The sequence below is a fragment of the Congzhengia sp. genome, from assembly GCF_037235575.1.
GTDB classification, from domain to species: domain Bacteria; phylum Bacillota; class Clostridia; order UBA1381; family UBA9506; genus Congzhengia; species Congzhengia minquanensis.
Map to the genome: position 1 here is coordinate 211,777 of NZ_JAXUNN010000030.1, position 13,968 is coordinate 225,744.

At 45.8% G+C, this 13,968-nt stretch carries 8 protein-coding genes; all 8 read left to right on the forward strand.

The window, feature by feature from the left end; translation table 11 throughout:
* Positions 1–7: 7 nt before the first annotated feature.
* A complete protein-coding gene (gene rpoC / locus WIG73_RS07050; RefSeq protein WP_337399876.1) occupies positions 8–3,766 on the forward strand; it encodes a DNA-directed RNA polymerase subunit beta' in 3,759 nt (1,252 codons plus the stop codon).
* A 65-nt stretch (positions 3,767–3,831) separates the two neighbouring features.
* Positions 3,832–4,086, forward strand: coding sequence for a ribosomal L7Ae/L30e/S12e/Gadd45 family protein (locus WIG73_RS07055; protein WP_249313419.1), 255 nt, complete (start codon positions 3,832–3,834; stop codon positions 4,084–4,086).
* A gap of 64 nt (positions 4,087–4,150) precedes the next feature.
* Positions 4,151–4,570, forward strand: a complete 420-nt coding sequence (gene rpsL / locus WIG73_RS07060) for a 30S ribosomal protein S12 (protein ID WP_177679776.1) — start codon at positions 4,151–4,153, stop codon at positions 4,568–4,570.
* A 144-nt stretch (positions 4,571–4,714) separates the two neighbouring features.
* Positions 4,715–5,185 carry a 30S ribosomal protein S7 gene (gene rpsG, locus WIG73_RS07065; RefSeq protein WP_177679775.1) on the forward strand — a complete coding sequence of 157 codons (471 nt, stop codon included), beginning with the start codon at positions 4,715–4,717 and terminating at the stop codon, positions 5,183–5,185.
* A gap of 118 nt (positions 5,186–5,303) precedes the next feature.
* On the forward strand, positions 5,304–7,385 hold the full coding sequence (gene fusA / locus WIG73_RS07070) for an elongation factor G (RefSeq protein ID WP_337399877.1): 2,082 nt from the start codon (positions 5,304–5,306) through the stop codon (positions 7,383–7,385).
* A gap of 86 nt (positions 7,386–7,471) precedes the next feature.
* The gene (tuf, locus tag WIG73_RS07075; RefSeq protein ID WP_177679773.1) at positions 7,472–8,674 is read left to right on the forward strand and encodes an elongation factor Tu; all 1,203 of its coding nucleotides are present in this window, start codon (positions 7,472–7,474) and stop codon (positions 8,672–8,674) included.
* A gap of 210 nt (positions 8,675–8,884) precedes the next feature.
* Entirely contained in the window at positions 8,885–12,235 is a 3,351-nt protein-coding gene (locus WIG73_RS07080; protein ID WP_337399878.1) for a hypothetical protein, read from the forward strand.
* An 89-nt stretch (positions 12,236–12,324) separates the two neighbouring features.
* Entirely contained in the window at positions 12,325–13,674 is a 1,350-nt protein-coding gene (locus tag WIG73_RS07085; protein WP_337399879.1) for an MATE family efflux transporter, read from the forward strand.
* Positions 13,675–13,968 lie beyond the last annotated feature (294 nt).

Consider the following 13,968-nt stretch of genomic DNA (forward strand, 5'->3'; position numbering starts at 1 on the left):
GAGACGATTGTCAGAAAACACATTTGATGCAATAAAAATAGGTCTCGCATCGCCGGATATGATCAGAAGTTGGTCCCACGGTGAGGTAAAAAAGCCGGAGACAATCAACTACAGAACGCTAAAGCCGGAACGCGACGGCCTGTTCTGCGAGCGTATCTTTGGCCCAACAAAGGACTGGGAGTGCCACTGCGGTAAATATAAACGAATTCGTCACAAGGGAATTGTCTGCGACCGCTGCGGCGTTGAAGTAACCCGTGCCCGCGTCCGTCGTGAACGGATGGGTCACATTGAGCTGGCGGCGCCGGTTTCCCATATTTGGTATTTTAAGGGAATTCCGTCCCGCATGGGCCTTTTGCTGGACATGACGCCGAGAATGCTGGAAAAGGTATTATATTTTGCGGCATATGTGGTTATTAACCCCGGCGCACGCACAGAGCTGGAAAAGAAACAAATCCTGTCGGAACAGGAATACAGGGAATACAGCGAAAAATACGGCGACCGGTTCCGCGCCGGCATGGGTGCGGAAGCAATTAAAGAGCTTTTAGATGAAATTGACTTAGATGCCCTTTCCAAAGAAATTAAAACGGACTTAGAGGGCGCCTCGGGCCAGAAAAAAGTTCGTCTGATTAAACGGTTAGAGGTTGTGGAATCGTTCCGGCTTTCGGGCAACAACCCGTCGTGGATGATTTTAGACGTGATTCCCGTCATTCCGCCGGATATCCGTCCTATGGTTCAGTTAGACGGCGGCAGGTTCGCGACAAGCGATTTAAACGATTTATACAGAAGGGTGATTAACCGAAACAACCGTTTGAAAAAATTGTTGGATTTGGGCGCTCCTGAGATTATTGTAAGAAATGAAAAAAGAATGCTGCAGGAAGCCGTTGACGCGCTGGTTGACAACGGCAGACGGGGCCGCCCCGTAACCGGTCCGGGCAACAGGCCGCTTAAGTCTCTTTCCGACATGCTGAAGGGAAAACAGGGCCGTTTCCGCCAGAACCTTTTGGGAAAACGTGTGGACTATTCCGGCCGTTCTGTTATCGTAGTAGGTCCGGAACTGAAAATTTACCAGTGCGGTCTGCCGAAAGAAATGGCAATTGAGCTGTTTAAGCCTTTTGTAATGAAAAAGCTTGTAAACGACGGTGTTGCCCACAACATTAAGAGCGCAAAACGCATGGTGGAACGCTTAAAACCCGAGGTATGGGACGTTTTAGACGACGTTATCAAAGACCATCCGGTGCTGTTAAACCGTGCGCCTACCTTGCATAGATTAGGTATTCAGGCATTCGAGCCGATTTTGGTAGAGGGCAGGGCATTGAAGCTTCACCCGCTGGTATGTACGGCATACAATGCAGACTTCGATGGCGACCAGATGGCGGTTCACGTGCCGCTGTCCCCGGAAGCGCAGGCAGAAGCAAGGTTCTTAATGCTTTCCGCCAACAACCTGTTAAAACCCCAGGATGGCCGTCCTGTTACCGTTCCTACCCAGGACATGGTTTTGGGCAGCTATTACCTGACACTTGTAAAACCAAAAGAAGTGAAAATTACCGATCCCGGTGACTCTGAGAATTTTAAAGAGGGCCAGATTGTAAACTACATGTACTCCGTGCCCGGAAAGCCCAGCGTTTTGGCAGAAAATGCCGAGCTTGAGTCTGTTGGAAAGCGGGCGGCCGCCTTTACGGAGGAGGACTGTTACCAGGGTGAAGTTGGAGAAGGAAAAGTATTTTCCTCCTTTAACGAAGCATTTTTGGCTTACACCAACGGCGTTGTCGGGCTTCATGCGCCAATCCGTGTCCGCATGACCAGCGAAGACGGAGATTCCGGCATGATTGACTGCACAGTAGGTAGGTTGATTTTTAACGAATACCTTCCCCAAGATTTGGGATTTGTAGACAGAACACTTGCGGAAAACAAGTTTGTTTTGGAAGTGGATTTCCTCTGCGGAAAAAAACAGCTGGGACAAATTATTGACAAATGCATTCAGGTTCACGGCCTCACCAAAACAGCCGTTGTGCTTGACACCATTAAAGCAATGGGCTTTAAATATTCCACCCGGGGCGCAATCACTGTCAGCGTATCTGACATTGAGGTGCCGGAAAAGAAAAAGACGCTGCTTGCCGCTGCGGAAGACCGTGTGGACAAAATTACAAAACAGTTTAACCGCGGTCTGATTTCCGATGAAGAGCGTTATAAGCTTGTAATCGAAACCTGGACCAAAACCATAGACGACGTCACAGACGCCCTGATGGACAACTTAGACCAGTATAACCCCATCTTTATGATGGCGGACTCTGGCGCCCGTGGTAGTAAAAACCAGATTCGTCAGCTGGCCGGTATGCGTGGACTGATGAACGATACCTCCGGTAAAATCATCGAGATCCCAATCAGAGCAAACTTCCGTGAGGGCTTAAATGTGCTGGAATATTTCGTTTCATCCCACGGCGCAAGAAAAGGTCTTGCCGACACGGCCCTAAGAACCGCCGACTCAGGTTACCTTACCCGCCGTTTGGTTGACGTATCTCAGGACGTTATCATTCGCGAGGAGGACTGCGGAACCACCGACGGCATTGAGGTTATGGCAATCACCGAGGGCAAAGAGGTAATTGAAAGTTTAGAAGACAGACTTTCCGGCCGGTTCCCGGTGGGCAACATTGTCCATCCGGAAACGGGAGAGATTTTAGCAACGCCGGATACACTCATTGACGAAAAGCTTGCGATTCAAATTGTAAAAGCCGGCGTAACGAAAGCGACGATCCGCTCCGTGCTGACCTGTAAATCCAAGGTTGGTATCTGTGCAAAATGTTACGGCTCCAACTTGGCAAGCGGAAAAATTGTGCCCGCAGGTGAAGCGGTGGGCATTATTGCGGCACAGTCTATCGGCGAGCCGGGCACGCAGCTTACCATGAGAACGTTCCACACCGGCGGTGTTGCCGGCGACGACATCACACAGGGTCTTCCCCGCGTTGAGGAGCTGTTTGAGGCAAGAAAGCCCAAAGGCCTTGCAATTTTAACAGAGATTGCAGGCAGGGTTAGCATTGTTGAAAACAAAAAGAAACGCGAAATTGTTGTAACCAACGACGAAACAAAAGATGCAAAGACCTATTTAATTCCATATGGGTCGCGAATTAAGGTATTGGAGGGCGACATGCTTTCTGTGGGCGACGAGCTTACGGAGGGAAGCATTAATCCCCATGATATTTTAAGAATTAAAGACGTTACCGCTGTTCAGCAGTATTTGATTAAAGAAGTGCAGCGCGTTTACAGACTGCAGGGTGTTGACATTAACGACAGGCATATCGAGGTTATTGTGCGCCAGATGCTCCGTAGGGTGCGGATTGAAGAATCGGGCGACACGAAATTTCTGTCCGGCTCGTTGGTGGACATCAATGAGTTCAATTCCGTAAACGAACAGCTGATTGCAGAGGGCAAAACGCCCGCTGTGTGCTCCAGAATTATTCTCGGAATCACAAAGGCAGCCTTAACGACAGATTCGTTCCTGTCCGCTGCGTCGTTCCAGGAAACCACCAGGGTTCTTACGGAAGCCGCAACCAAGGGCAGGGTTGATCCGCTGGTCGGCCTGAAAGAAAATGTCATCATTGGTAAGCTTGTTCCCGCAGGCACCGGCATGACAAAATATCAGAATACACAGATTGAGCGGAACACGCCGATTATCGCATCCATTGACGAGTATGACAGCGATTTTGTGTCGAGAAATATGGACTATATCGGCTCCAATGTAATTCCGGATGCAGATGAAGAAGTTCTTTAAAATTTTTAATTGACACGAAAGTTTCAATATGGTAGAATAAGAAATGGTGTTTGTAGAGGAAAGGAATGACGAAACTTATGCAGACCGATTTGCTTAACGCCCCGTTTTTTGTGGGACTGAAGCAATCTACAGATGCAATTAAAAACGGAAAAGCGGCTAAGGCTTTTGTTGCAAACGACGCAGACGACCATGTTCGCCTGCCGTTTGTGGCGCTGTGCAGCGAGCATGGGGTTCCGGTGGAGTTTTGCGAAACCAAGGCAAAGCTCGGTAAGGATTTCGGAATTAATGTGAGTGCAGCCTGCGCCGTGCTTCTAAAATGATTTATGCTATATATTATGTTTTATAATATAGATTTATTATTTGAAGAAAGGAGGAAATCGTTTCATGCCTACGTTTAACCAGCTTGTGAGAAAAGGTAGGGAAACTTCTGTAAAAAAATATACAGCGCCGGCTCTTTTAAAGAACCTGAACACGCTGAAGAAGAAAACTACCAACTTAAACTCCCCTCAGAAAAGAGGCGTTTGCACTTCTGTTAAAACAATGACACCGAAAAAGCCGAACTCGGCCCTTCGTAAAATGGCCAGAGTACGTCTTACAAATGGTATCGAAGTATCTGCTTATATTCCCGGCGTTGGTCACAACTTACAGGAACACAGCGTTGTTTTAATTAGAGGCGGCAGAGTAAAAGACCTCCCTGGTGTTAGATACCACATCATCCGCGGCACATTGGATACTGCGGGCGTTGCAAACCGTAACCAGGCGAGATCGAAGTATGGCGCGAAAAAAGCAAAAGCAAAGAAATAATTTGCGCTAAAATCACATAAGTGTCGGTACGTTATTCATGAAAGATTTCCTGTAATATTGTACTGCACTGACGATGTCAAACAAAAAGTTTGCATTGAGTACCTGTGATTTCATTTCACAAAAATAATGAAGGAGGGAAGAAAGGTGCCAAGAAGAAGTTTTATTGCGAAAAGAGAAGTATTGGCTGACCCGGTTTACAACAGCACGGTTGTGACTCGTTTGATTAACAATATCATGCTGGACGGTAAAAAAGGTACCGCACAGAAAATTGTGTACGGTGCATTTGATATCATCAAAGAAAAGACAGGTAAAGAACCTTTAGAGGTGTTTAACGCTGCAATGGCGAACATTATGCCTGTTTTGGAAGTAAAAGCAAGGCGTGTCGGCGGTGCAACCTACCAGGTTCCGATTGAAGTTCGCCCGGAAAGACGGCAGACGCTGGGCCTGCGTTGGCTCACACTTTATAGCCGCGCAAGGGGCGAAAAGACCATGAGGGAAAGACTGGCAGCAGAGATTATGGACGCTGTGAACAACACAGGTTCCTCTGTGAAAAAGAGAGAAGATACGCACAAAATGGCAGAAGCAAACAAAGCTTTTGCACATTACAGATGGTAATTTAAGCGGAAATTATCACAAATTATTAATTTTCACGGCAAAGCCGTGTATCCGTGAAATTTTTGGATAAAATATTGCGTGAATACTCACGTATTATTTGAAGAAAGGAGGAAATTTGGTGGCAAGAGAATATTCTTTAGCAAAAACAAGAAATATCGGTATCATGGCTCACATTGACGCCGGTAAAACCACCACGACAGAAAGAATTTTGTTCTATACAGGAGTCAACCACAAAATCGGTGAAACCCACGAAGGTGCGGCAACGATGGACTGGATGGCACAGGAGCAGGAAAGAGGTATTACCATTACCTCCGCTGCTACAACCTGCCATTGGCTTGATCATAGAATTAATATTATCGATACCCCGGGACACGTTGACTTCACCGTTGAAGTTGAGCGTTCTCTGCGTGTGTTAGACGGCAGCGTAACGGTTTTCTGTGCAAAAGGCGGCGTTGAGCCTCAGTCAGAAACTGTTTGGCGTCAGGCTGACACCTATAAGGTTCCGCGTATGGCATTCGTTAATAAAATGGACATTATGGGTGCAGATTTTTACAATGTTGTAGACATGATGAAAACGAGGCTGAAATGTAACGCTGTCCCGATTCAGCTCCCCATTGGCGCTGAAGACACGTACAAAGGTCTGATTGACCTTGTAAACAACAAAGCATATGTTTATTATGACGACCTTGGAAAAGATATCCGCGAGGAGGAAATCCCTGAGGATATGAAAGACAAGGCCGAGGAATACAGAATCAACCTTTTAGAGGCTGTTGCTGAAACCAGCGAAGAGCTGATGGAAAAATATTTGGAGGAGGGCAACTTAACCATCCCCGAAATTAAAAAGGCTCTTCGTTCGGCTACAATTTCAAACGAAATTGTTCCTGTTCTTTGCGGTACTGCCTATAAAAATAAGGGTGTGCAGAAGCTTTTAGACGCAATTGTGGACTATATGCCGGCTCCGACAGATGTTCCTGCAATTCGGGGAACAGATCCTGCCACAGGCGAAGAAGTGGAAAGTCCATCTTCTGACGATGCTCCGTTTGCTGCCTTGGCATTTAAAATTATGGCTGACCCGTTTGTTGGTAAGCTGTGCTTCTTCCGCGTATATTCCGGAACGCTGGATGCCGGTTCGCACGTTTTAAACTCCACAAAAGATGTGAAGGAACGTATTGGCCGTATTCTGCAGATGCACGCAAATGACAGAAAAGATATTGATAAGGTTTACTCCGGCGACATCGCTTCGGCTGTCGGCTTAAAAAGCACCACAACCGGTGATACGCTATGCGACCCGAACCACCCGATTATCTTAGAATCCATGGAATTCCCCGACCCGGTTATCCGTGTTGCAATTGAACCGAAAACTAAAGAGGGCCAGGAAAAAATGGGTATTGGTCTGGCAAGGCTTGCAGAGGAAGACCCGACCTTTAAAACCTATACGGACGAGGAAACAGGACAGACCATCATCGCTGGTATGGGTGAGCTTCACTTGGAAATTATCGTTGACAGGCTCATGCGCGAATTTAAGGTAGAAGCGAACGTTGGTAAGCCCCAGGTTGCTTATAAGGAAACCATTCGGAAAACGGTTGAAGTGAACCATAAATATGCAAGACAGTCCGGTGGTAAAGGCCAGTATGGTCACGTTGTAATGACGTTAGAGCCCTTAGAGGCAGGCGGCGGATATGAATTCGTGAATAAAATTGTCGGCGGTGCCATTCCGAAGGAATATATCCCGGCAGTTGACGCAGGTATTCAGGGCGCAATGCAGACCGGTGTTTTGGCAGGCTACAATGTAGTTGACGTTAGGGTTACCTTAATCGACGGTTCTTACCACGAAGTTGACTCATCGGAAATGGCGTTTAAAATTGCTGCGTCCATGGGCTTTAAAGACGGCTGTAAAAAGGCAGATCCGGTATTAAAAGAGCCTATCATGCAGGTTGACGTCATTGTTCCTGAGGAATATATGGGTGACGTTATGGGCGACTTAAACTCACGTCGCGGACAGATTCAGGGTATGGAAGCACGCCCCGGTGCGCAGATGATTCATTCATTTGTTCCGCTTTCTGAAATGTTTGGTTATGCAACAGAACTTCGTTCCAGGACACAGGGTCGTGGTCAGTATACCATGCAGCCCAGCCATTATGAGGAAGTTCCCAAGAGCATTCAGGAACAGATTATTAACTCCCGTACGAAAAAAGATTAATTTTCTATTGATTTTTTTCGTATTTAATTGTAAAATAAAACTAGTAAAAAACTAAAACTAAAATAAACATTTAGGAGGAAAACAAAATGGCAAAAGCGAAATATGAGAGATCAAAGCCTCATGTTAACATTGGTACAATTGGTCACGTTGACCATGGTAAGACAACATTGACAGCTGCAATCACAAAGGTTCTCAGCTTAAGAGGCGCGGCAGACTTTAAAGCTTACGACCAGATCGACGGCGCACCGGAAGAAAGAGAAAGAGGTATTACAATCTCCACCGCTCACGTTGAGTATGAAACAGAAAACAGACACTATGCTCACGTTGACTGCCCGGGACACGCCGACTATGTTAAGAACATGATCACAGGCGCAGCACAGATGGACGGCGCTATCTTAGTTGTTTCCGCTGCAGACGGTGTTATGCCTCAGACAAGAGAGCACATCCTGCTGGCAAGACAGGTTGGCGTTCCTTACATCGTTGTATTTATGAACAAGGCTGACCAGGTTGACGATCCTGAGCTGTTAGAGCTCGTTGAGATGGAAATTCGTGAACTTTTAACAGAGTATGAATTCCCGGGTGACGACACACCGATCATCACAGGTTCTGCTTTAGCAGTTTTAGAAAGCGATTCAACAGATATCAATGCACCTGAATATGAGCCCATCTTAAAGCTCATGGACGCTGTTGACTCTTTCATTCCCACACCGGAACGTGCTTCTGGTCTTCCGTTCTTAATGCCTGTCGAGGACGTATTCTCCATCACAGGCCGTGGTACGGTTGCTACAGGCAGAGTTGAAAGAGGAACACTGAACTTAAATGATGAAGTTGAAATCACAGGTTTAGCTGACGAGCCGAGAAAAGTTGTTGTAACCGGTATCGAAATGTTCAGAAAGCTTCTTGACCAGGCTGAAGCAGGCGACAACATCGGCGCGCTTCTCCGTGGCGTTCAGAAGAACGAAATCGAAAGAGGCCAGGTTTTAGCAAAGCCCGGCACCATTCATCCCCACACACAGTTTAAGGGTGAAGTTTACGTTCTGACAAAGGAAGAAGGCGGACGTCATACACCGTTCTTCAACAACTACAGACCGCAGTTCTATTTCAGAACAACGGATGTTACAGGCGTAATTAAGCTTCCCGACGGCGTTGAAATGTGCATGCCTGGCGACAATGTAACCATGGAAGTTGAACTGATTACACCTATCGCTATTGAAGAAGGACTCCGTTTCGCTATTCGTGAAGGCGGCAGAACAGTTGGTTCCGGCGTTGTATCTTCTGTTATTAAATAATTCATTATTTTTTGACATAAACGGCATAGTCTATTTAGACTATGCCGTTTTTTTATTGTGAAAATAAACAAATTTTAAGACCTTTTTTTAATAAGTTGAACAAAATTAATAAATCTTTATATTAAATTCTTTCTTTTACAAGTCAAATATGATACAATAAAAGCGTATAAATATGTAATGACGCATTACAAGAGAGAGAGGGAGACAAAAATGAGGACAATGCAAAAATGTTTATCATCCTTTTTAGCTGTTTCTGTTATTTTAATGTCACTGCTCATACCAATGGCCGCAGCAGCAGACGAATGTAAAATTGAAACGGCTGGAAACGCAGTGAGAATTATTCCGACAAACACATCTTTTACAAAAGATACGGCCCGGGAGTTTATATTCACGGTTCCCGAAGCCGGTGATTATGTGGTATTCTTTTCACAAACAGCAGCTAAAAACGACTACACTGTTACCTTTACCCCAACAGCGGGCGGGGAAACCGTTTTGTTCAACACGGGCAAAACATCAGAACAGAGCGGAAACAATTACAGCTATATCCGTGTAGGCGCAGCAGGCGGAGCATCTGTCTCAGCAACACTTCCAGCGGGAGAATGTACCATTGCAATTACGCCAACTGTTGCAGATGCTGTTATAAATTACATTGATATCAGATGCACCACCATTTCCGTAGATGGATCTAAGCAAGCCATTTATCCTTCCGATTACAATGCATATGCGAATGTTGGTTCGTCCGGACATGTCAACGGCATGATTAACAACGCAAACACAAAAGTGCCCGGTTATACGTATGTGTCGGATTACAACAGCGATTCATTTACAGCAAAGCGGACGGACGACCGTTACATCCACGTAAACGGCGGTGTGACCGTTACTTATAAGCTAAATGTTCAAAAAGCCGGAAACTACGCTGTTATGGTGGATCAGCGTTTCTATTCTTATAATGCAAAAGCAGATGAAAGTACAAACAACCGAACGGGCTCTATGGTGTTGGCTTTAGACGGGGAACAGGTCTACACAAAGAGCGATACGATTATAGTAAAGGGAAACGGCGGAACTACAGATGATGGAACCCGCGAGTGGCACATTGTTAATATGGCGCTGACCGAAGGCCCCCACGAAATTACATATAAAATGAATACCCTGGGGTCTTATTTCTATCATTTCACCATTGAGGAATTGACAGAGTATAACGACAAGGTTGTCACTGTGGACAATAACCTGACAAGAATAGAATCAGATGCGTCTGCAAAAGCAATTGCAGCGGGAGCGACCAGGGACTTTGAATTTACCGTTCCGGTTACCGGATCCTATATCTTTGCAACGCAGCATCCAAAAACATTTTCAGGTAAGATATCTGCCACGGTAAGAAACCAGTCCACATTGGAAACCACAGAAATTTACAAAGGCACCTGGGCTGACGACCAGAATAGTAAATATGCTAAAATTGGCGATAGCAAAACACAGCCGGTGATGTTAGAGGTCGGTGTTGCCTATGAGCTTTCTATTACACCAGACACCGAGCTTACGGCAGATTTCGTTGACGTTTTAAGAACAGAAATTCCCATAGATGGAAAAACAGCAATTCCGCCGCAATATATTACAGATTCAAACTTAACGTTAACGCATTTAAACAGCGACGACACAACCGGTACAGTGATCCCATCTGAGGGCTACACCCTTGTAGGCGATTACAGAAGCCAGGAGCTTGCTTCTCCGTCTGAAGGCACCCTTATTGGTGTTTATATGAACAATAATGGCAGCTATGCTTCCTATACGCTTGACGTACAAACACCTGGGTACTATAAATTTGACATTGCCGCTGGCCATTGGGAACCTGAAGATCTCACAGGAAAGCTGTTTTTCGCAATTAACGGCGCAGGGTTTGGTTCCGATACCTACAGTGCTACAGCGGCGGTAAAAAACGATACACTTTCTACGCCTGCAATTTATTTAGGCACTGGCAAGCAGACACTGACCGTTACCAATAAGAGTGGAAACGGCTGTGGGATGTATTTGAAATATCTGTTGGCGGAACCCGCAAGTGCCGGAACCGGCATTGTGGACGCAACAGAGCTTCCGGCAACGGTTGTTCCCAATCTTGCTTCCGATTTTACCGGACTTATCGGGGCAGACGGAATGGCTCTCGATAACGGGCAAAGCATATCTTGGAACATTGAAACCACAGAAATTGCCGCTGATTTAAGACTGCTCAGCGGAACAATTCCGGAAGGCGCACAGGTTTCGGTTAAAATAGACGACGCTGCGGCGGAAACGGTTCTTCTTTCGCAGCTGGGAGTGCTTTTTGAAAGCAAATCCTTTACTGCCGGAACACACGTTTTAACCATTCAGTCCCTAACCGACGGCGTGGTGTTGGGCCAGTTGAACCTGTGTGAACACAAGGAGCCAGTTCAAATTGCCGCAGGCGCAGCAAGAACAAAAACAGATTTGACAAACGGGCTGTTGCTAAGCGGCAGCGGAAGTCTTGAGGCAGCTGCAGGAACATTGAATCCGTCATCCTGTTACCTAATCACATTTGATATTGCAGACCAGGGCTATTACACTGTTTATGTAAATGCAACTATATTGCAGTGCAGCTATAAAGCATATTTTGATGGTGTTGACGTGACCAACAAATGGTATTATGCCACAGGGTCGAACAGCACAGAACCGGCGAAATCGGCGCAGGATAAAAAGCTTGCGGTTCCAATGCAGCTTGATGCCGGACAGCATACCTTTATTTTAGAAAGCTTAGAGGGTTATACGGCCAATCTTTCCAGCCAAATTGAACTCCGTCGGGTAGATGGTCCGTTATATGCAGACGTATCAAGCGGCGAGCGGGTAATTCCTGCGTGGGACTTCATTTCTTCAAATGTTACGACAGACGGATGGTGGTTTGCACATCAATATACCCAGGGGGCGCAGATGGATAAAACCGCCAAGGGCTATGAAGATTTTGTAGTCCGCAACGTGGTTTTAGACAGTGCAAGCGGTAACCAGGGCTGGACATATTCCGTTACAGTTCCTGAGGACGGATTATATGATTTTGGTTTTTATCATTCTAATGCTTCCTCGGGTGTGCGGGTAACGGTGGACAGCAATCCCGAAGTAATATATCGTCCAACGAGTGCCTCCACAGTTACAAAATTCAATGCTCCCGAACCGCTGTTCCTTACTGCCGGAACGCATACTGTGACGGTGCGGAAGGAAAGTGTTGCCGGAACGCTCAGATTTAACGGCCTAAGCTTTACAAAACGCAGTTCTGTAACTGTTGATGAAACAAGCCATTCAGCTCAGGTTTGCGTTGGCTTTGAAACCGCTGTAACCGGTAAGGTTGTCACAGCACTGTACAGCGGACCGGAACTCGTGGGTATTTCCATAACGGATGCGGCAAACGCAAAGGACGTAAACGTTCAGGTGAAAAACCTTTCTGCCACGCCAGATTCCGCCAAAGTAATGGTTTGGAGAGATTTAGACAATGTGGAACCTTTGATGAAAAATATCACTTTTAGTGCGGATACGCAGGAATGGGTTGACAAAGTATGGTTTGCGTAGTAAAATAGGTAGCGTATGATTTGGGCAGCGCAATGAAACGACCTGTTTGACGGATCTTTTGTGTCCGGGAAAGGGAAGCGGAGTTTATCATGAAACGAAACGCACCGGTAAAAACAGCGGAACTAATTAAAATCGCAATACCTTGCCTAATCGAGCAATTTTTGCTCGTTGTCGCCGGCATTATTTCCACCGCCATCGTAGGCAGATTGGGCAAAGCCGAGCTTACCGCAGCAACCATGTGCGCAAATTTGGTGGGGTGGCTGCAATGTATGTATGTGGGGCTGTCTGTTGGCTCAACAATTGTCGTCGGACGGATTTGGGGCGCAGGAGATAAAGATGGTGTAAAAGACGTGTTTGATCAGTCGCTAAAGCTCAACATCATGATTAGTGTCACCATTATGATTATTCTTCTGGTGCTGAAAAAACAAATTATCGGTTTGTTTTTCGGCGGTGCAGAACAGTCGGTTTTAGATCATATGTATTTGTATATGCCATATTGCATGGCCAGCATGCCAGCTACGGCATTCACCACAATCGTCGGATCGGCACAGCGGGGAACAGGGGACAATAAAACTTCGCTGGTGGGCACCGCTTCGTTAAATATTTCAAATGTCATTTTAACACCAATTCTCATTTACGGCGTATCATGGCTGAATATACCGGCTATGGGGCTAACTGGCGCCGGAATTGCCTTTGTTTCTGTGCGGTATATTGCCGTTATCTGCCTGACAATTTACATATTCGCGACCAAAAAACCAATTCTTCCCCGCCGCTGGAACTTAAAACTGAAAAAGGAAACCATTCTGCGCATCATTCATGTTGCAGTTCCGTCGGCTGTGGAACAGTTCTTGTTCCAGGGTGGATTTGTAATGCTGCAGACCGTACTGATAACTTTTGGAACGGTTTTTCAGGCGGGATATCAAATCGGGGCGAACCTGAACGGAATCATTTGTGTTCCGTCTCAGGCCATTTCTGTGGCCACCACAGCGCTGATTTCTCAGGCACTGGGATCAAACAGTTTAGACGATGCAGAAGAAATCGTAAAGGCAAACAAGTTCATCATATGGTCGGTTTTCAGCGTTATTGGCGTACTATTTTTCTTCGGCGCACCATTGTTAGTTAAGCTATATACAAATGAAACAGAAGTGATTCAAGAAGCTGTCTTTTTTGTGCGGCTTTTTGCAGTGGAATCGTTTGCGGTAGGATATATGCAGGCGATGACTGGCGTGCTAAAGGGGGCCGGCGATGTGCGATATACTGCCATAACCAGTGCTGTAGCCCTTTGGGGCGGTAGAATTTTCGGCACATGGATACTGGCGAAAATAACCGGAAACGGTCATGTTGCAATGGCAATCGGTCTCAGTCTGGATTTCTTCTCCCGGGCATTTTTATATTCAAGAAAAGTTAAAAAGGGAGACTGGCTTCATATTAGAGTATAATTTTTATCAATATATAGTGGCAAAGCGAACGGAAAATACTAAAAGAAGTGTTTTTTTGTGCTGTTTATGAAAACCGAGAAAAAAGAAGTAAATATAGCGAAAAAGAGAGAAAATAAAAGATAATATGCCATATATTTTAAAAATCGCGTTAAATCGACGTTAAAATAGTTGCAAACAACGTAAAATCCGAGTATAATTATAAAAGTCGCCTCAAGAAAAGACAAAAAAGAGGTAACACACAGAACCTTGAAAAATGAACAGTGCAGGCTTGAAGATTCTTTGAGAAAAGAATTC